At 70.6% G+C, this 19,873-nt stretch carries 16 protein-coding genes; 8 read left to right on the top strand and 8 right to left on the bottom strand.

Annotation, left to right across the window (positions count from 1 at the left end; translation table 11 throughout):
- Positions 1-681 (top strand): M24 family metallopeptidase, encoded by a 681-nt coding sequence (locus tag V8686_RS05310; protein ID WP_379702921.1) that lies wholly within the window; start codon positions 1-3, stop codon positions 679-681.
- 74 nt (positions 682-755) lie between these two features.
- Here V8686_RS05310 and V8686_RS05305 read toward each other — a convergent pair whose 3' ends face one another.
- A complete protein-coding gene (locus V8686_RS05305) occupies positions 756-1,007 on the bottom strand; it encodes a DUF7533 family protein (protein ID WP_379702920.1) in 252 nt (83 codons plus the stop codon).
- 123 nt (positions 1,008-1,130) lie between these two features.
- Here V8686_RS05305 and V8686_RS05300 point away from each other — a divergent pair, with 123 nt between their 5' ends.
- Positions 1,131-1,709 (top strand): riboflavin synthase, encoded by a 579-nt coding sequence (locus tag V8686_RS05300; protein ID WP_379702919.1) that lies wholly within the window; start codon positions 1,131-1,133, stop codon positions 1,707-1,709.
- A 123-nt stretch (positions 1,710-1,832) separates the two neighbouring features.
- Here the strand turns inward: V8686_RS05300 and V8686_RS05295 are convergent, their stop codons facing one another.
- Positions 1,833-2,843 carry a PrsW family intramembrane metalloprotease gene (locus V8686_RS05295; protein ID WP_379702918.1) on the bottom strand — a complete coding sequence of 337 codons (1,011 nt, stop codon included), beginning with the start codon at positions 2,841-2,843 and terminating at the stop codon, positions 1,833-1,835.
- Positions 2,844-2,943: 100 nt separating this feature from the next.
- Here V8686_RS05295 and V8686_RS05290 point away from each other — a divergent pair, with 100 nt between their 5' ends.
- Positions 2,944-4,077: a geranylgeranyl reductase family protein gene (locus V8686_RS05290; RefSeq protein WP_379702917.1), complete on the top strand. Its 1,134-nt coding sequence runs from the start codon at positions 2,944-2,946 to the stop codon at positions 4,075-4,077.
- Here V8686_RS05290 and ygfZ read toward each other — a convergent pair.
- Positions 4,068-5,162, bottom strand: coding sequence for a CAF17-like 4Fe-4S cluster assembly/insertion protein YgfZ (gene ygfZ, locus V8686_RS05285; RefSeq protein ID WP_379702915.1), 1,095 nt, complete (start codon positions 5,160-5,162; stop codon positions 4,068-4,070). The two genes, V8686_RS05290 and ygfZ, sit on opposite strands and share 10 nt — an antisense overlap.
- A gap of 131 nt (positions 5,163-5,293) precedes the next feature.
- Complete coding sequence (locus V8686_RS05280) at positions 5,294-5,593, bottom strand: DUF6432 family protein (RefSeq protein ID WP_379702914.1); 300 nt, start codon at positions 5,591-5,593, stop codon at positions 5,294-5,296.
- Between the two features lie 116 nt (positions 5,594-5,709).
- On the opposite strand from V8686_RS05280, the gene V8686_RS05275 reads away from it, so the two are divergent.
- Both V8686_RS05275 and V8686_RS05270 read left to right on the top strand, forming a co-directional pair.
- The gene (locus V8686_RS05275) at positions 5,710-6,669 is read left to right on the top strand and encodes a DUF7093 family protein (protein WP_379702913.1); all 960 of its coding nucleotides are present in this window, start codon (positions 5,710-5,712) and stop codon (positions 6,667-6,669) included.
- Positions 6,670-6,726: 57 nt separating this feature from the next.
- On the top strand, positions 6,727-7,119 hold the full coding sequence (locus tag V8686_RS05270) for a DUF5611 family protein (protein WP_379702912.1): 393 nt from the start codon (positions 6,727-6,729) through the stop codon (positions 7,117-7,119).
- Between the two features lie 114 nt (positions 7,120-7,233).
- Here V8686_RS05270 and V8686_RS05265 read toward each other — a convergent pair whose 3' ends face one another.
- Entirely contained in the window at positions 7,234-7,971 is a 738-nt protein-coding gene (locus tag V8686_RS05265) for an SDR family NAD(P)-dependent oxidoreductase (RefSeq protein ID WP_379702911.1), read from the bottom strand.
- Positions 7,972-8,061: 90 nt separating this feature from the next.
- Here V8686_RS05265 and V8686_RS05260 point away from each other — a divergent pair, with 90 nt between their 5' ends.
- Complete coding sequence (locus tag V8686_RS05260; RefSeq protein WP_379702910.1) at positions 8,062-8,508, top strand: universal stress protein; 447 nt, start codon at positions 8,062-8,064, stop codon at positions 8,506-8,508.
- Positions 8,509-8,512: 4 nt separating this feature from the next.
- Positions 8,513-9,460, top strand: coding sequence for an ROK family protein (locus V8686_RS05255; RefSeq protein WP_379702909.1), 948 nt, complete (start codon positions 8,513-8,515; stop codon positions 9,458-9,460).
- Positions 9,461-9,471: 11 nt separating this feature from the next.
- Here V8686_RS05255 and V8686_RS05250 read toward each other — a convergent pair whose 3' ends face one another.
- Positions 9,472-10,878, bottom strand: coding sequence for a DUF402 domain-containing protein (locus tag V8686_RS05250; protein ID WP_379702908.1), 1,407 nt, complete (start codon positions 10,876-10,878; stop codon positions 9,472-9,474).
- A 2,829-nt stretch (positions 10,879-13,707) separates the two neighbouring features.
- Entirely contained in the window at positions 13,708-15,396 is a 1,689-nt protein-coding gene (locus V8686_RS05245; protein WP_379702907.1) for a PGF-CTERM-anchored ABC transporter substrate-binding protein, read from the bottom strand.
- A gap of 267 nt (positions 15,397-15,663) precedes the next feature.
- Here V8686_RS05245 and V8686_RS05240 point away from each other — a divergent pair, with 267 nt between their 5' ends.
- A complete protein-coding gene (locus V8686_RS05240; protein WP_379702906.1) occupies positions 15,664-16,797 on the top strand; it encodes a serine hydrolase domain-containing protein in 1,134 nt (377 codons plus the stop codon).
- A 36-nt stretch (positions 16,798-16,833) separates the two neighbouring features.
- Here the strand turns inward: V8686_RS05240 and uvrA are convergent, their stop codons facing one another.
- Positions 16,834-19,818 (bottom strand): excinuclease ABC subunit UvrA, encoded by a 2,985-nt coding sequence (uvrA, locus tag V8686_RS05235; RefSeq protein WP_379702905.1) that lies wholly within the window; start codon positions 19,816-19,818, stop codon positions 16,834-16,836.
- Between the last annotated feature and the right edge of the window lie 55 nt (positions 19,819-19,873).

Below are 19,873 nucleotides of genomic sequence, written 5' to 3'. Positions count from 1 at the left end.
GTGAGCGACACGGCGAGTGCGACGGACGCCGAGCGTGCGCTCTCGACGGCCGCCGCCGGAATTCGGGCCGTCGCGGCACGACTCGACGCCACGGCGGTCGTCGACGGCCGACTCCACGCCGACGGCGCTCCCCTCACACCACCGACCCTGGAGCGTCTCGCTGACGCCGCCGTCACCGACGCGGGCGGCGTGGACGCGGCCCCGCGTATCGAAACGCGAGACGACACGCTCCGACCGGGTGACCCACTCGTCGTCGCCCTCGACCCCCTGGTCGGCGACGTCGCCGGCCCGTGTTCGCGCACGTTCGTCGTCGACGGCGGTGGCGGGTGGGAGCGCCGCGCGGCCGTCGCCGTCGAGATGGCCCACGACGCGGTGTCCCGCGTCGCCGAACCGGGACTGCCAGCCCGACGGATCGTCGACGAAGCGGTGGCCGAACTCGGGGCCTACGGCCTGGGGACCGCCGAGACGCCGGTGGCCCGCGCGGTGGGCGACCCGGTCGACTTCTCCGCGGACACGCCGCTCGAAGTGGGGCAGGTGTTCGCGCTCGCTCCGGCGGCGGTCGACCCCGACCCCGAGACCGACCGCGGACAGGTCCGGATCGGGACGTGTTACGTCATCACCGAGTCGGGCTGTCGGGCGCTCGGCGACCTTCCGGCGTCGCTGTCCCCGGGCGCGTACTGAGACGGACAGTCGTCGGCGCCAGTGCTTCGCCGGACCCGGTCCGGCACGGGGGCCGGGTACACTGCCCGTCCGACTCACTCCTCGTCGGCGTCCGCCTCCGGTTCTTTCACTGCATCCCCGACCACGCGCTCTACGACGGCGCCGGGCAGGTCGGCGGGGGTGGTGAGTCGCCGAGGGAGAACGACCATCAACACCGCGACGACGACGAGGCCGACGCCGAGGGCCGGCCGCCCGGCGAGGGCACTCTCGACGCCGTACAGGCCGACCGGGATGGCGAAAATCAGGGTCGCCGCCAATCCGAGCGTATCGAGAATGCCGAGTCGCATTGGCGGCGGTACGCGGCGACGGGTGAAAAAACGGCCGAGAGCGGAGCGTCGTCGCCGGCGGGGGACGGCGGGCGGACGAGCGGATGCCGTAACCACTTACATCGGCGGCGGCGAAGGGGTGGTATGTTCACCGGCATCGTCGAGGAGACGGGCGAGGTGGTCGACGTTACCGACGCCGAGGGCGGCCGACGCCTCCGCATCGGACACGGGTTCGACGCGGTGTCGGCGGGCCAGTCGATCAGCGTCTCGGGCGTCTGCCTCACCGTCGAACGGTACGACGACGACTGGTTCGAGGTGTTCCTCGCCGAGGAGACGGTCGAGAAGACGTACCTCGGCGAGGTGGGGATCGGCGACCCGGTCAACCTGGAGCGGGCGATGCCCGCGGACGGCCGGTTCGACGGCCACATCGTTCAGGGCCACGTCGACGGCGTGGCGACGGTGACGGCCGTCGAACGCGTGGGCGACGACTGGAGGTTCACCTTCGACCTGCCCGCCTCGCTGGGGCGGTACGTCGTCGACAAGGGATCGGTCGCGCTGGACGGCATCAGCCTCACCGTCGCCGACCGGACCGACGGCCGAATTTCGGTCGCGATCATCCCCACGACCTACGACCTGACGACGCTCTCGGCGAAGGAACCGGGCGACCCGGTCCACGTCGAAGTCGACGTGGTGGCGAAGTACGTCGAGCGACTGGTCGAGTGACCGGGCGGCGACTCCGGGGTGCCCTCCTCGCGGTCCTCGCCCACGACACGACGGTACGGTCGTGTGACTCCGCTGGTGATCGGCGGGGTCGTCGGCGTCGGACGGGAGAGCAGTCGGTGGGAGCTACGACTCGAACTCGGTCGGCTCCACCTCGAAGGCCGACTCCTCTGCCTCCTCGTCCTCGTGGACCTTGCGGTAGGTGTGGCTGTACCGCCGGATCTTCCGGAAGAGGATGAAGCCGAAAAAGCCGTCGTAGACGAGGACGTAGAGCAGGAAGGCGGGGAGCTGTCCCAGCCCGGTCGCGAGCCCGATCAACGCCGAGCCGATGCCGACGGTGGTGTTGTAGGTGGCGTGGACGAGCGCGGCGATGAGCAGGCCCTTGACGATGATCGGCCCGCGGTTCTCGCGGTTGAACTTCGCGAGGCCGAGGTAGTAGCCGGCGAAGGCGGAGTAGATGACGTGCCCCGGGCCGGCGAGCGCGCGGACGGCGGTGATGCCGCCGCCGGCGCCGATGAGACCGAGTCCGGCCGTCGCCGTCGGGGCGTCGAGGTTCTGCGTGATGTAGAGGGCGTTCTCGATGGTGGCGAATCCGAGTCCGGCGACGGCACCGTACACCGCGCCGTCGACGACGGCCTCGAACCGGTCGTGGCCGTAGGCGTAGAGACGCACGGCGAGGAGTTTCACCGACTCCTCGACGGGACCGACGACGAGGAAGAAAAAGAGCGCGCTGCCGAGGAAGCCGAGACCGGCGAACGCCCCCTTGGTGTAGGAGTTGAGAACCGCCGCGAAGTTGGCGGTGAGGACACCGAGGAGGAACGTGGCGACGAGGACTGAGAGCGGTTCGCCGCGGGTCGCGTCCGACCGGCGGACGTAGATGGCGAGAGCGAGCGCCGGGATCGCGGACAGGGCGGTCAGGGCGCCGATCTGAGGGTCCGTCAGCGCGCTCAGGCCGCCGATACCGATCAGGATGAGAAGCGCGATGCCGACGACGAAGATGCGGGTCGACGCGACGACGGTACGGTAGATACCGGACGCAACCCCGTCGAGTAGCCCGCGCCGCTCCCAGGTGGCGATATCGTAGAGGTCGACGTCGGCGTCGGCGCGTTCCTCGACCGGGTCCCGTCCACGCGACATGGAGTACGACTCGGTATCCAGCGGTTAATTTCTTGGCCTCCCAGCACGCCCGACGCCGCCGACCGCCGAGTATTTGTCCCGTCGCGCCGGAACGACCCACATGTACGATTTCGTCGTGGTCGGCGTCGGTCCCGCCGGGGCGCGCCTCGCCCGCCGGATGGCGGCAGCCGGGTACGACGTGTTGGCCCTGGAGAAGGGTCAGGTGGGGTCACCGCTCGCCTGTTCGGGCCACGTCAGCACCGACGTCTGGGACTACGTCCCCGACGACGCGACGGCGGACCTCCGCCAGAACCGGATCTACGGCGCCGACTTCCACCTCGGCGGCCCGGACTCCCGGGGCTACCCCTTCTATAAGTCCTCCGAGGTGTCGAACGTCGTCGACCGCGTGGCACTCGACCGGACGCTCGCGGACGCCGCACGGGCGGCCGGCGCCGACGTGCGCGAGGGCCACACCGTTACCGGCGTCGAGGAGCGAGCGGACGGCGTGACGGTGACCGCCCGAACCGACGGCCGGACGGTCCGGTTCGAAACACGACTGGTCGCCGGGTGTGACGGCCCCGTCTCGCGGGTCCGTCGCGAGGTGGGCCTCCCGGACCCCGACGAGACGCTGCACGGCGTCCTCGCGTTCGACGAGACGCCCGACCACGGCGACTTCGTCGACGTCCACCTGACGGTGCCACGGTTTTTCGCGTGGCGTATCCCCCGCGGCGATGCGGGCGTCGAGTACGGCCTCGCGGCGCCGCCGGGCGCCGACGTGACCGAACGCTTCGACCGGCTGACCGACGCTTACGGCGTCGAGACGGCCCGTCGCTGTTCGGGGGGCATCCCCATCGGCCCCCCGGACCGCGTCACCGGCGACCGGACCTTCCTCGTCGGCGACGCCGCCGCCCAGACCAAGCCCTTCACCGGCGGCGGCATCCTCTACGGCATGACCGCCGCGGACTGTGCCGCCGAGACGGTCGATCCGACCGACCCGTCGACGCTTGCGGACTACGAACGGGCGTGGCGAGGGGAACTCCGACGGGAGATCAGACTCGGCGGCCTGATCCGGCGGGCGTACTCCCTCCCGGACCCGATCCAGCGGCTCGGGCTGGGGGCGCTGTCCGGAGAGATCGGCGTTCACATGGACCGCCCCACGTCTTTCTTCTCGGCGAGCCACCTGCGGGCACTCGCGTCCGGACTCCGCCCGTCGCGCGACGACGAGTCGCCACGGGGCGAGCGCGGTCAGTCGTAGCGGGGGAGTCGCCCGGACCGCCCGCTCCCCTCGACGAAGGGGAGGTCGGTGACCGTCGCGAGGATTTCGTCGCCACCGACGCGGACGGCGAACTCCGTGGCGTCGTCGAGCGCGTTGCTCCCCACGTACGCCAGCGCAACCGGCCGGTCGCACGACGGCGTCCCGGCGGCACGGGTCACCTCGCCAACGGCCGCGTCGTCGCTGAACACTGCCGCCCCCGCCCCCGACTCGGGGACGGCGCCGAGAGTCAGGCCGACGAGCCGTTTGCTCGGCCGGCCCCGGTTCTCGACGCGGGAGACGACTTCCTGGCCGACGTAACAGCCCTTGTCGAAGTCGAGGGCGTTGCGCACGCCGGCGACGTTCGGAATCCGGCCGACGAGTTCCGTCTCGAACAGGGGCGTCCCCGCCTCCAGCGTCAGCGTATCCCAGGTGCGATAGCCGACGGGAGTGGTCGGCGTCCCGCGGGTGAGCAGGGAGTCGAGTACGTCCTCGGCGTCGGCGTCGCGACAGACGACTTCGTAGCCCGTCTCGCCCGTCGGGTCGTCGGTGGCGACGACGGTCACGCCGGCGTCGGCGATGGAGCCACGGACGAACGTGAGGGCGTCTTCCTCGGGGACGCTCGCACCGGCGAGCAGCGTCGCCACCGACTCGGTGGCGGCGGGGCCGTGGACGCCGAAGACGGCGAAGTCGTCGGAGGCGTCGCGGATGGAGACGTCCTGGATGAACACCTTGTCGCTCCAGTCGTCGGCGAGGGGTTCGGCCCGGTCCGGCGGCGTGAAACAGAGCAGGCGCTCGCCGGCGTTGTAGACGTAGAGGTCGGTTTCGATGCCGCCTTGCGGGTCCAGCAGGAGGGCGTAACAGCCCTCACCGTCGACAGCGGGGACGCGATTCGAGACGGCGTTGTCGACGAAGTCGACGGCGTCGGCGCCCTCGACGACGACGACGCCGTAGCCCATCTCGATGACGCCGACGCCGTTGCGAACCGCGAGGTGCGTCCGTTCGGGGCGGCCGTAGTGAGCGACCACCTCGCGCCCGCCGCGTGTCTCGAACTCGGCACCGTAGTCGGCGTGAAGACCCCGTGTCATCGCCCCGAAGTAGGCAGTCTGAGGGAAAAAGCGACGCGGTCCGCGGCGTCGTACGGATCGTTGTAACTGTGTTCCGATGGGCCGCCGTCGCGTGCCGGCGACCCACCGGTGACGACTGACAACGATCCGTATCAGAGACCGAGGCGCTCACGGACCGCGTCGAACAGGCTCTCCTCCTCCCCGGGAGCCTGGCCCGGGTCTGGAACGACCCGGTCGTCCGGGAGCACGACCGTCCGTCCCTCGTCCACCTCGACGGCGATGAGCGAGTCCGCTTTCAACTCCCCGAGCGCGTCCTCGAGCGTGTCGATGTTCACGTCGACGGCCGCACGGAGTTCGAAGACGGTCATCCCCTCACCGCCGCGGTCGACCAGCGCGTCGAGGATGGCCACCTCCACGTCCTCGCGGTCCCGGAACTTCCGTTTGGCCTTCATGCGCGGGACGTACGGACGCGGACGGTTTACCTGTACCGCCACCTCGAATCCCCGCGACGCCCGTCGGACGGGCGTCTGACGGAGGCTTTTGGTGGTGCCCTCGCTACCCCAACACAATGGGACTCAGGTGCCTACTGGGACACGAATACGCGAACCGAGAGGTGGAGCGTGAGCGGGAGGAACGCGGCGACGAGGTGGTCGTGACGTACCGAACCGTCGAGACCTGCGAGCGCTGTGGCGAGCGTCGGATCGTCAGCGAGAACAAGGAAGTACGGCCCGTGCGGAATCCGGCCGACGAGGCGGTGGCGACGGGATTGGGCGGCGCTGGCGCTGGGGGCGTCACCCCCGACCCCGACCCCGACGTCGAAACGGAAGCTCCCGTGGTCGACGAGGCCGACGCGGGCGAGGTTCTGGAGGAGGAGGACGCCGATCCGGCACCGTCGCCGGCGGCCGCCGAGGAGTCGGAACGCGGCGAGGACACGGAGACGGGGACGGAGACGGGGACGGAGACCGCCGCGGCCGCGGCCGACGCGGACGCCGATACCGAGGACGAGGACCACGTCGACGACGCGATCATCCTCGACGACGACGGCGACGACGACGGGCAGAGCGTCGACCGGGGACACGGCGAGTGGCCCGACGCGGACGCGGACGCCGATACCGATCCGGACCCGGCCGCCGAGTCGGGGGCGACCGGGACCGCCGACGACGGGGCGACCGTCGTCAGCGGCGGCGACGAGTGGCCCGACCCCGACGGTGAGGACGAGGGCTTCGACGCGGAGCCGAGCGACGGGTCGGCGTCGGAGGTCACCTTCGGCGGCGGGTTGACACCCGAGGAGGCCGCCGGCGGCGACGCAACCAACGGCGCGACGGCGGCGAGCGGCGGGACGGCCGCCGGCAAACAGTTCGTCGCCGCCGACGAAGTCGAACCGGTCACCAGTGACCGAACGGAAGGCGAGACGGAATTTTTCTGCCCCAACTGCGGATACTCCCGAACCGCGGGTGGGTCGTCGATGCGGGCCGGCGACATCTGCCCCGACTGCCACCAGGGCTACATCGCCGAGCGAGAACGGTAGCCACGGCCGTACACGGAGGACGAAACTGGTAAACCGCCGCCTTCCGAACCAGGGTCCATGAAGGAGTACAAGATGCGTCGCGGGGAAACCCTGGAGGAGAACGCACCGGATCTCAAGGGGACGGTCGAGGGCTACTTCGGTCCGGTCACGGGGACGGAGGAGTACAAGGGCAGCGACCTCTACGTCGTCGAGGAACCCGACAACCCCGTGTTCGAACGCATCGTCGCGGGCGCGTCCGAATACAGCGGCAAGAAGGACAAACTCGCGGTCCACTTCGAGGAGAAACCCGCCGCGCAGGTGATCGAAGAGGGGAACGCCGACGCCGCCGAGGACGCCGTCAGCGCCAAGAACGACTTCCTGCTGGAAGTGACGGGCCGGGACGCCAAATCCCGCCGTGACTCGATGAAACGCTCCGTCGAGGACGACCCCGACGACGTGCCGAACGCCTGAGACGGATCGTTGTAACTGGTTCCCGTCCGCCGCCCGCCACGGGGACGACGACGGCCGGACGTGACGGCCAACGGTCCGTCCGAACGCGCGGGTCGGTCGGTGACCGCAGTGCGACTACAGCGCCTCGGGAATCCAGCCCCCGTCGACCTCTACGTTCTCGCCGCTCACGTACCCGCTGTCCGGGTCGAGGAAGAAAAAGAGCACCTGCCGCAGGTCCGAGAAGGAGGCCCACCGGCCCCGTGGCGCCTCGGCGGGGAACTCGTCCGAGTTCTCGACGACGTAGGGTGAGACGCAGTTGACCGTGATACCGTCCTCGGTGGTGTCGTTGGCGAGCATCCGCGTGAACATGATGACGCCCGTCTTCGCGACGAGGTAGGGGAAGTTCTTGGGGTAGACCAGCGCCCGTTCCGTTCCCGCGTAGCCGACGTTGACGATACGGCCGAACCCGGCCTCGCGCATGGCCGGTAGTGCCCGTTTCGAGCAGAGGTAGGTGCCGTTGAGGTTCGTCTCCAGCACCCGGTTCCACGTCTCGAAATCGATATCCGCCCAGTGTCGGGGCGCGAAGTCGCCGACGTTGTTGACGAGGAGGTCGACGGTGCCCAGGTCGCTCTCGATAGCGTCGAACATCGCGTCCACGTCGTCGGGGTCGGTCACGTCGCCTTGGACCGTCGTCGCGCGGCCGCTCTCCTCCCGGGCCACCGCCGCCGTCGCCCGCGCCGCCTCGGCGCTCGTGTGGTAGTGAACCGCGACGGCCGCCCCCGCCTCCGCCATCGAGAGGGCGAGTTCGCGGCCGATTCCCTTCGCGCTCCCCGTCACCAGGGCGACCCGGTCGGAGAGGTCCGTCGTGAGCATGACTCGTGGATGGGGCGGGGTGTACGTAGGGATGGTGATCGGGCATATGTGGGGACAGGGATTTGTATGCCGCCGTCGAACCCGCGAAGTATGGCGATAGATACCATGCTGGTGGCCGTCGGACCGCGGGATCACGAACGGGTGGCGCGGCTGGCGGAGGAGACGGTCGATATCGCCGTCCCGACCGGCGCCCGAGTCGTTCTCGTGCGCGTGTTCAGCCAGGAAGGGTACGAGAAGACGCTGTCGGCGCTTCACTTCGACGACCCCACCACCGACGACGTGGCGAGACGCGATGCGACGATCCGTGACCTCGAGGAGGTACTCGACGGGGCGGGCGTTGAGTGGGAGGTTCGCGGCCGGATCGGTGATCCGGGCGACGCCGTCGTCGAGGTAGCCGAGACTGTGGACGCCGACGTGGTCGTCGTCGGCGGGCGGGACCGGTCACCGACCGGGAAAGCCGTCTTCGGGAGCGTCGGCCAGCAGATCCTGCTGTCCGCCCCCTGTCCGGTCCTCTACGTCCGCACCGGCACCGAGTGACGGGATGGCGACGTATCTCGGCGTCGACCTCGGGGCGACGACGATTCGTGCGGTCGTCGGCGACCGCGCCGGCCGAATCGCCGGGTCACACCGCGCTCGCACGCCGACGACGACGGGCGTCGCCGTCACCGAGGCGGTCCTCGACGCCGTCCGAGCGGCGTGTGCGGACGCCGACGTCGCGCCCGCGGCTGTCGTCGCGGCGGGCGTCGGCGCCGCGGGACCGCTCGACCCGGGAGTGGGAGCGGTCGTCGAGCCACCCAACCTGCCGAGCGTCGATCACGTCCCGCTGGTCGGTCCGCTCGAAACCCTGTGTTCGACCGGCCGGATCACGCTCCACAACGACGCAACGGCCGCCGCCGTCGGCGAGCGATTCTTCGGCGACGGCGGTGAGAATCTGGTGTATCTGACGATTTCGACCGGCATCGGCGCCGGTGCGGTCGTCGACGACAACGTTCTCTCGGGGTGGGACGGGAACGCCGCCGAGGTGGGTCACATCACCGTCGACCCCGAGAGCCGGCGATCCTGTGGCTGCGGGGGAACGGGTCACTGGGAGGCGTACTGCTCGGGCGCCAACGTCCCGGACTACGCCCGTGATCTCCACGCTGGCGAGACGACGACGCTCCCCCTCGACGACCCCGACCTCGACGCCGCGGCCGTCTTCGACGCGGCGGGTACTGGCGACACGTTCGCGGCGTCGGTCGTCGATCGGGTGGCGCGCTGGAACGCCATCGGCGTCGCCACAGTCGTCCACGCCTACGCGCCCAGAACCGTAGTCGTCGGTGGGGGCGTGGCGCGCAACCACCCCGACCGCGTCCTCGACCCGGTGCGCGAGCGACTGCCCGATCTGGTGGTGACGAACGTGCCCGAACTCCGTCTCACGCGGTTCGGGGCCGAAGCGGTCGTCAGGGGGGCGCTCGCGAGTGCGATCACCGGCGGTACCGGCGAGCGGTGACACCGCGACGCTCAGATGGCGTTCTCCAGACTCGACGCGACCGAGCGTGCCTTCTCGGCGAGCGCCGGCGAGACCCGCCCGGCGTCGACGGCCGCATCGAGTTCGTCGTCGTCGACCCGGCGGACCTCGCCGTCGGGCCCTTTCACCACGTCCACGTGGAGGTCGACGTAACGGACGGCGTCGGGGAAACACTCGACTGGCGTACAGACGTTGACGTAGGTCCCCTTCCGCTCCCCGTCCGCACCACGGTAGACGGTGGGGTACCACCACCGCCCCTCGCGGACCTTCGTGGTCGCGACGTCGCCCGACTCACGGTCGACGCCGAGGGCATCGTAGGTGCCGCCGGCGGTCATCTCCCGACGGAGCGTGAGCGTGCCGTCGGGGTCCCGGTCGGCCACGTCGGCCCGGCCGAGGACGATCAGTCGGCCGTCGGGTTTGCCGTGTTCGAGGCGGACGCTGTCACCGGCGAGCGGACCGAAGGTGTCGGTGACGGCCTCGAAGGGGAAGTCGCCGTCCGCCCGGGCGAACTCGTCGCCGTCGGTCGACAGTGCCTCCACGAGGTCCACGGCGCGGCTCGCGTCCGACGACGCCGCCTTGACGCGGTGGTGCCCGTGCATCGTCGCCGTCACCGCCCGGCGGTCCGCGTCGAGGGCGAATCGGGCTTCGCGGCCGAACCACACCCACGTCGTCGCGCCGGGGGCCGCGACCCGACGAACGGGGTCGACGGGGTCGCCGACGGGTACCGCCTCGGCGCGGTCGACCGCCCGGGAGAGGGCCGCCTCCAGCGCTGCCATGTCGGCGTCGGTCGCCGCGTCGGCCCAGCGAAGCCCCCAGCCATCGGGCGGGTCGATACCGAGGAGATCGGTCATCCCGGCGAGTTCGCGGCCGGCAGCGTCGTCGCGGGCGTCGACGGTCACGCCCGACGCGCCGTGGACGAGCGTCGCCGGTCCCGCCCGCACCCGCACGTCGGTGTCGAGGACGGGCCGACGGTCGATCCACGGGGCCGCGGACTCGGCGACGCGAACCCGGAGTTGGTCGCCGACGGTGACGTGGTCGGCGGCGTTGCCGAACGGGAGGAAACCCTCGGTGTCGCCGAGGTCACAGATCGCACCGCTGCCGAGCGTCTCCGTCACGCGCGCATCGAAGATGGCGTCCCGCGGGGCGGGCGAGTCCCAGGTGAAGGTGTCGCGGGTCGGGGTGAGTTCGTCGACGGCCGTCGCCACCGCGTCGGCGTCACCGGCCACGCCCACGCCCTGTCGGTCCCGGGTCGTCTCGACGCGCACGTCGTTCGGGGCCGCCCCGAAGTTCGCGTCGAACCGCTCGCGGATTGGGTCGGAGGCGTCGACGACGGCGTGGCCGGCGTCGAGGAACCGCCGGGTGAGCGCAGTCGTGTAGATGCCGCGGATGCAGACGTTCATGCGGGGCGGGCCGAGGGGTGGCCGGTCGGCGGCCGGCCGGGGGAGTCGGCGTACATCACACCCGCGATTGGAGCCGAGGGGTTTTCACTGCGACGGACGACGGCGGTCGCACGACGCCGAACTACGAACGTCGACGCGCGGCGAGGAGCGCCGAGAGCGCCGCCACGAGGGCGACCAGCGGACCGAAGCCGTCGCCGGTCGTCGCGGTCCGGGTGGCCCGGTCGGCCGTCCCGCGCGTCTCGCCCCCGATGCCGGCGCGTTCGGCCGTCCGCGTGGCAGTGGCCGCCGTCGTGGCCACGGGCGTCTCCGTCGGGGTGGCCGGCGTCGCCGTCGCCGTCGCCGTCGGCGCCGGGGTCGTCGCGCCCGTCGACGTCGCGTCGTCCAGACGCAGCGTCCGCGTGTCGGTCACGTCGGCCGTCTCGGCTCGGAGGGCGTACTCGCCGCCGTCGAGCGCCGACACGTCGACGGTCGTCCGCCAGCTGCCCGAGGCGTTCACGTCCGCGTCCGCCGCGGCGGCGACGGTCGATCCGTTCCGGAGGTCGAGGAGGACCGTCGTCCCGTTCTCGCGGTTCGAGGTACCCCGTACGACGAGTTCGTCGTCGCGGTGGGTAACCGCCTCAACGCGCACGCGGGGGTCGGTCGCGGTGACGTTCAGAGCGACGATCCGGTCGTCGACGCCGGCACCCCCGTAGGCGTCGCGGAGGACGGCCTCGGCCTCGCTCGCCGTCTCCGCTCCCGAGAGTTCGTCCGTGACCGCGGCCGCGTCGCCCCCGTCGGCGGTGGCGAAGGCGCCGTCGCGGCCGGAGGAGACGACGAGGATGCGATAGGTGCCGGGCGTATCGAAGGCGGCGTAGTCGAAGTCGAAGCCGTCGTCGTCGTCGACGCTCAGGTCGCGAGGGTCGACCACGCCGCGGGGCGAGACGACGTAGGCACGCACCGTCTCGGCCGGCCCGGGCGCGCGGCCGTCGACGCGTACCTCGTCGCCCGCCGTCGTGGCGATGCGTGACTGCGAGACCGACGCCGAGGGCGACGGGTCGGTCGTCCGAACGGTCGTCGTGGCGGTGTCGTCGAAGCCGTTGAGCGTCGCCGTGGAGATGCTGGCCGTCGATCCCAGGCGGTCGTCGCCGGGGTCGGCGACGGCGACGACGTGGTACCGACCGGGGACGGTGAGGGCCGTCCGGGTGTCGAGGTCGACCGACCACGACCCGTCGTCGACGCGGGCCTCCGCGAGTTCGTCGCCCTCCGTGTCCTCGTACAGCGGGGCGTACTCCCCGCCGACGGAGGCGTAGAGTTTCACGTCGTCCGCACCGCGGGCCCGTCCCGAGACGGCGACCGTCTCGCCGACGGTGAGGTTCGTCCGGTCGGCCGCCACCGTGACGCGACGGTCGGTGACGGTGAGGGGAACGGTCGACTCGGCGTCTGCCGTGGCGTTTCGCGAAACCGCCACGTCGTGTGTGGTCTCGTCCAGACGCTCCGTCCCGATTTCGACCCTGGCGAAGCCATCGTCGTCGAGGGAGACCACCGCGAAGAGGGCGTCCGCGTCCGCATCGGCACCGATGAAGACCAGCCCCTCGGCCCCGCCGAAGACCGCCTTCGCGGTGGGGACGGTCACCGATTCGCCGTCACGCAGGGCCCCGACCGGCAGGCGAACGTACCGGGTCGCACCCGGCGTTCCGCTCACCGTCGCCACCGTCGTCTCGCCGCGGGCGACGCGCGTTCGACTCAGCGAGACGGTGCGTGCCTCCGCACGGATCCGGACCGTCGTCGTCGCGTTCACGTGGTCCAGGTCGTCGGCGCCCTCGACCCGGACCGTGTAGGTTCCGACGGCGAGGTCCGCCACGTCGAGGGTGATCGTCTCGTCGTCGGTCGCCACCGTTGGGTCGGCGGTGAGTTCGTCGGTGACCGTCAGTCCGTCCCCGTTCTCGACGACCAGGGTCGCATTGTCGGCCGCCGCGAAGTCGAAGTCCGGATCGACCGTGAGCGTCTCGACGCTCGGCGGGATGGAGGAGCCGGCCACTTCGGTCCCGGCTGCGGCCTCGCCGGGATAGAGGTCCACGTCCGTCACGTTCGGGTGTTCGACGGTGAACGACGACTCACCCCCGGCCGCGAACGCGTAGGTTCCGGGGACGAAGCCGTTGCCCGGCGTCACGTCCACGGCGACCGTGTCGTCGGCGAACGCACCCTCGCCCTCGGCGACGCCGCCGACGCCGTAGAATCGGTCGTCGGCCCCCGCCGGTGCCGCGCCGTCGAGTCCGGTCAGGTCCACGTCCTCCTCGCCGAGGTAGAGGACGGTCCCGTTGCTCGTGACGCTCCGCTCGCTCGTGGTCGCCGCAGCGGTGACGGTGCCGACCGTCCCCCGGGCGTCCGTGGCGCCGTCGCCGTCGGCGTCCACCGTCGCCGTCAGGTCGTGCTCTCCCGTGCGCCCGACCGCGACGCCGTCGACGGAGACGGTCACCGCGACCGTCTCGGCGCCGGTCCCGGCGTCGTCGTCCCACGAGACGACCACCGCGTTCGCCGCGCCGTCGACGGACGCGGTCACGCCAGTCGCGTTCGGCGTCGCGTTCTCGGCCGTCGCCGTCGCGCCGGAGAGGTCGAGCGCCGGCGGCGCCGTCGCCGTGACGGTCGCGCCGGTCGTCCCGTCGCTGGTGTTCACACCGGTCGCGTTCACCGAGAGGTCGAGCGTGACCGTCGTGCCGGTCGAAACGGTCGTCGGCGAGACGCTCGTCTCGCCGACCGCGACGGCTGCACCGGTCGCCGGCGCCGCCACGAGCAGCGTGAGGAGGACGAGCGCCGTCGCCGTGAGCGCACCGTGACCACGGCTGAGTCCGGTCATCGTCGCCCCCTCGCGGCGGTCGTGGCGAGGAGTATCGCCAGCGCCGCGACCAGCGCCCCGAACCCGGGCGCGTTCCCGGGCGTCGACGGCGGGGAATCGGTCGTCGTCGCGGCCGTCGCAGCCGGTGTCGGCGTCCGGGACGCCGACGTCGACACCGCGGTGGGCGTCGCCGTCGCCGTCGCCGCCGGCGTGGCCGTCGCGTTCGTCACCGGCGTCGAGGCGGTTGGCTCGGCGGCGGCCAGAAGCAGCGGCGAGAAGCCGGTGGTCCGCGCCTCGTAGACGAGCGTGTCGTTCGCGGCCGTCCCGTTCGACGTCGCGTTCACCCGCGTCGTCTGCAGGGGCACCCACGCGGTGCCGTTCGACCGGTAGAGCGTGATCGTGTCGGGGTCGGCCCCGTCGAGTCGGCTACGGTTCACGGCCAGGCGGAGCGTCAGGTGATCGATATCGCCGGTGAAGATGCCGTTGCCGGAGAGGCGTAGCGATTCGAGGGCGCGAGTCCCGTTCGGCGCCGTGTGGTTGCCGCCGTACGCCAGTCGGAGTTCGAACGTGGGGTTCACCGTCGAGAGCGTGACGTTGACCCGGCGCACGTCGACCGTCGCGTTCGCCCGCGCGGGCAGGTCGAAACGCACCCGATCCGAGCGGCCGACGTTCGACGCTCGGAGGTCGACGCTCCCGTCGGCGAGACGTTCGGTCGTCGTCCCGCGGTCGCTGTCGAGCGAATCGCGTTCGACGCGGTCCTCGATCTCCGTCTCGTAGGCCTCGGGATGAAGGACCTGTACGAGGTCGAGAATCGCGTCGACGATGCGCGGGGCCGGTTGGCTGATGTCGTTGGCGTCGAGGACGACCGCGTTCCCCTCCCGGTAGGCGGTCGTCTCCTCGTAGACGCCACCGGCACCGGACGGCACCGTCGCGCGGTCGTACTCGTCGCTGCTCAGGACGAACCACGCGGGATCGGCCGCGACGACGATCTCCGAACTGGCGACGAAGTACCCCGACGTGTCGCCACCGCTCGCGTTGATATCGGCGGTGTCGGCGGCGATGTTGTCCCCGCCCGCCGTCTCGATCACCTCGTGGACGAAGGTGCCGTCTCCGGCGGTGAAACCGAAGAAGGTGTAGAACACCTTCGGCCGGTCGACGCCGTCGACCGCACCCTCGATCACGTCGAGTTGGCGCTCCATCTCGTCGGCGCGGGAGTCGGCGCCCTCGCAGGCGCCCACGAGTTCGCCCGTCAGCCGCGTCTTCTCGACGATATCGTCGAGGGTCTCGGCCGCCTCGAACTTGTACACCGTCAGCCCGGCGGCCCGGAGTTGCGACACCACGGAGTCGTCGATCGTGTTCGGCGCGAGAACGAGGTCCGGATCGAGCGCGATAGTCCGCTCGACCGTGGCGTCGGTGTTGCCCGACCCGACCGTCGTCTTCTCGTCGGCACCGGGGAGGTAGTCGGCGAACGACGAGACGCCGACGACGTCGTCCCAGGCGTCGATTTCGTACATCGTCTGTGCCGCACTCGGGTTGAGCGTGACCACCTCGTCGGGATCGGCCGACAGGGTCACGTCGGTCCCCGTCGCGTCAGTGCGCGTGATCGGAAACGTGCAGTCCTCGGCGGCCGTCGCGGCGCCGACGCCCGGCGATCCGAGCGTCGCCACCACCACGCACGCGACGAGGACGGCCCGTATCGTGTTCATACCCCTCCCGACCAGCTAGACAAACATAAATTTGGCTAATAAAAGTAAGCTTGAGTTCCGGGACGAGGGATCGGGTCGTCCAGCCGTCGGCTACCGCGACGTCGGTGCTGGGATCGGTCGATTCACCCGACGGGGTCGGGCACCCACGCCGACGGGGGGCATCGAGGGGACGAGGACGCCTCCGGACGAGCATCGTGGGGCGACGTGCGGTACCTCCCCTCACGTTCGGTCGACGGGCTTTCCTCCCAATGGGGATACATGCCACACATGGGTTCGACGTTCGACGCCGATCCGGCGGCTCGCGTGCGGCAGGTGTTCGAGTCCCACGTCGCCGCCGGCCTCCACCACGGCGGCCAGTTGGCGGTGTACGACGGGACCGACCTGGTCCTCGACGTCGCGGCAGGGGTCGTCGCCCCGGACGGGCCGGAGACGACGCCCGACCGGCGGCACGTGTTGTTCTCGTGTACGAAACCGTATGCCGGGGCTTGCCTGCACCACCTCGTCGAGCGTGGCCAGCTCTCGTACGACGATCCAGTGTGCGACCACTGGCCCACGTTCGCCGAGGTGGGCACCGAGAAGGCCGAGGCGACGGTGCGGCACGTGCTCAGCCACCAAGCGGGGCTTCCTTCCGGGCCGTTGGACGAGGACCCCGGGCGCTGGACCGACTGGGAGGCCGCCGTGACGGCGATGGAGGATCTCGATCCGACTTTCCGGCCGGGGTCGACCGCCGCGTACCACGCGCTCACCTACGGGTTCCTCGTGGGAGAACTCGTCCGCCGCGTGAGCGGGACGTCCGTCGACACCTACGCGCGCGAACACGTCTTCGAGCCGCTGGGGATGACGGACACGAGCATCGGCCTCCCGGCGGGCGACCCGGACGACGTCGCCACCCTCGCCGGCTTCGAGGCGGGCAAGCGGTGTCGGGAGAGCGGTGCCGGTCTCCCCGGGACGGCCGCGGAGGCGGCGGCCCTGTTCAACCGCGAGTCGATCCGCCGGGCGGTCGTTCCCGCGGCGACGGGCGTCGGCACGGCCCGCGACATGGCGCGCTTCTACGCCTGCCTCGCCAACGGCGGCGAACTCGACGGACGTCGACTCCTCGACCCCGACACCGTCCGCACGGCGACGAGCGTGCAAGTCGAGGTGGAGCGCGACGGGACGCTACGGGTGCCGCGGCGCTACGCCCTCGGCTTCGAGCGTGCGGGGACCGCGTGGGACAAGTACGGCACCGTCGCCCCGCGAACGACGTTCGGGCACGGTGGCCTGGGGAGTGTCGTCGGCTGGGGGGATCCCGAGTCCGGACTGGCGATGGCTTACGTCACGAACGGTATCCGCGACGAGGTAGAACACGCGATGCGGGCGAACGCAGTGGCCGACGCGGTGCGGACGGCCTTCGGCGCGTAGCAGCCGTCGGCCGTCGGGATCGAGCAGCGACCGCGGCTAATCGTCGCTGGCGGCTTTCGCGGGCTTGCGGCGGTCCTCACGCGGGCCCGCGAGGTCGACGTCCGGGAGCAGGTCGCGCAGGTAGCGCCCGGTGTGGGAGTCGTCCACTCGGGCGACTTCCTCGGGTGTGCCCGTCGCCACCACCTGTCCGCCGCCCTCGCCGCCCTCCGGCCCGAGGTCGATCACTCGGTCGGCGTTCTTGACCAGGTCGAGTTCGTGTTCGATGACCACGACGGTGTTGCCGGCGTCGGTGAGGCGGTGCAACACCTCGATCAGCTTGCGTTCGTCCTCGGGATGCAGGCCGGTCGTCGGTTCGTCCAGCAGGTACAGCGTCTCGCCGGAGTCTTTCTTGCCCAACTCCTCCGCGAGTTTCACGCGCTGGGCCTCGCCGCCCGAGAGCGTCGTCGAGGGCTGGCCGAGTTGCATGTAGCCGAGCCCCACGTCCTGCAGGAGTTGGAGACGGCGGCGGATGCCGGGGTTGGCCTCGAAGAAGTCGAGCGCTTCGTCCACCTCCATGTTCAGCACGTCGGCGATGGTCGCGTCCTTGTAGGTCACGTCGAGCGTCTCGTCGTTGTAGCGGGCGCCGTCACACTCCTCGCAGGGGACGTACACGTCCGAGAGGAAGTTCATCTCGATTTTGACCGTCCCCTGGCCGCCGCACTCCTCGCAACGACCGCCCTTGACGTTGAACGAGAAGCGCCCCTTCTCGTAGCCGCGCTGGTTCGCGAGTTTCGTCTCCGCGAACAGTTCGCGGACGTGGTCGAAGACCCCGGTGTAGGTGGCGGGGTTCGACCGCGGCGTCCGCCCGATGGGCGACTGATCGATCAGACGCACCGTCTCGACGTCCTCGTACCCCTCGATTGCGTCGTGGTCGCCGGGGTCGACGGAGGTGTTGTCGTTCATCTCGCGGGCCAGACCCTTGTAGAGCACGTCGTGTATCAGCGTGGACTTTCCCGACCCCGAGACGCCCGTGATGGCGACGAACTGGCCGAGGGGAAGGGAGACGTCCACCCCGTCGAGGTTGTGCTGGCGGGCGCCGCGGATCGTGAGTTCGCCGTCGTCCGGGTCGCGGCGCTTCTCGGGGACCGGAATCTCCCGGCGCCCGGAGAGGTAGTCGCCGGTGATCGACCCGTCGCAGTCGACGACCTCGTCGAAGTCGCCCTGAACGACGACGTCGCCGCCGCGCTTGCCCGGTCCCGGTCCCATGTCGATGATGGAGTCGGCCCGGCGCATCGTCTCCTCGTCGTGTTCGACGACGAGCAGGGTGTTACCCAGGTCGCGCAGACCTTCGAGCGTGTCGAGCAGCCGGTCGTTGTCCCGTTGATGCAGGCCGATGGAGGGTTCGTCGAGGACGTACAGCACGCCGACGAGCCCCGAGCCGACCTGGGTCGCCAGACGGATGCGCTGGGACTCGCCACCCGAGAGCGTCGACGCCTCCCGGTCGAGGGTGAGGTAGTCGAGCCCCACCTCGGTCATGAATCCGAGTCGCGCCCGAATCTCCTTCAGAATCTCCTCGGCGATGGTCCGCTCGCGCTCCGTCAGGTCGGCCTCCAGGCCCTCGAAGTGATCGAGTGCGTCCGCGATGCTCATGCGGTTGACCTCGGTGATCGCCGTCCCGTCGACGAGGACGGCCCGCGAGGCGGGTTTGAGGCGCGTGCCGTCACACTCGGGACAGGTGGTGACGGCCATGAACTCCTCGATGTGGTCGCGGGTGTTGTCCGAGTCCGTCTCGACGTGCCGGCGTTCGAGGTTGCCGATGACACCCTCGAAGGGCTGTTCTTTCCGGCGAACGCCGTTTTTCGTCGTCCACTCGAACAGGACGTCCTCGTCGGTGCCGAAGAGGAACGCGTCCTGCACCGCCTCGTCCAACTCCTCGAACGGCGTGTCGAGCGAGACGTCGAAGTGCCGGGCCATCGAGTCGAGCTGTCGGCGGTAGTACGATCGGTTGTACGTCCACGGCTCGAAGACATGCTTCAGCGCCTTGCTCGAGTCCTGCACCACGAGGTCCGGATCGACCTCCTTCGTGTTCCCGATGCCCTCACACTCCGGGCAGGCGCCGTGCGGGCTGTTGAACGAGAAACTCCGCGTCTCGATTTCGGGGATGTCGATACCGCAGTGGGTGCAGGCCAGATCCTCGGAGAACTCGACGACGAGGCGGTCCGTCTCGGCCGTCTCGGCCGCGTCGGCGGCTCCGTCGACCGTCGCGAGGTCGCCCGTCGACCGGGCGGTCGACCCGCCGAGCGTGACCCCCTCGGGCGGGTCGGGGAGGATCACCTTCAACACCCCGCCGGCCTCGTCGAGGGCCGTCTCGACCGAGTCGGTGAGCCGCGAGCGGGCGTCGGGGTCGATTTTGACGCGGTCGACCACCACGTCGACCGTGTGGTCGTAGTTCTCGTCGAGGTCCGGGCGATCCATCGTGAGGTCGTAGGGGTCGCCGTCCACCTCGACGCGGCTGTACCCCTCGCTCACCAGGTCGTCGAAGCGGTCCTCGAAGGCGCCCTTCTGGTCGCGGACGACCGGGGCGCAGAGTTTGGCCTTCGTCCCAGCGGGCAGCTCGAGGAGCCGGCGGACCATCTGACCCGCGCTCTGTTCTCCCACCTCGCGCCCGCACTCCGGGCAGTGTGGCGTGCCGACGCGGGCGTACAGGAGCCGGAGGTAGTCGTGAAGTTCGGTGACGGTTCCGACCGTCGACCGGGGGTTGTTGGCGGCGTTCTTCTGGTCGATGGAGATGGCCGGAGAGAGCCCCTCGACGCTCTCGACCTGTGGCTTGTCCATCTGCCCGAGAAAGTTGCGAGCGTAGGCCGAGAGGGATTCGATGTAGCGCCGCTGCCCTTCGGCGTACACCGTCTCGAAGGCGAGCGACGACTTGCCCGATCCGGAGAGCCCGGTGACGACGCTGAACTCCTCGCGGGGGATACGGACGTCGAGGTCCTTGAGGTTGTGTTCCTCGGCCCCGCGAACCTCGATGTAGTCCTTGCTCATCTACGCGCGACTGGGAACCGGATCGGTGAAACGCTGTCGGTTCCGACGGTCGTCG

It is taken from the genome of Haloplanus litoreus, assembly GCF_045690335.1.
GTDB lineage: Archaea > Halobacteriota > Halobacteria > Halobacteriales > Haloferacaceae > Haloplanus > Haloplanus litoreus.
The sequence above is the reverse complement of the archived record's forward strand: the minus strand, read 5'-3'. Positions and strand labels throughout refer to the sequence as shown.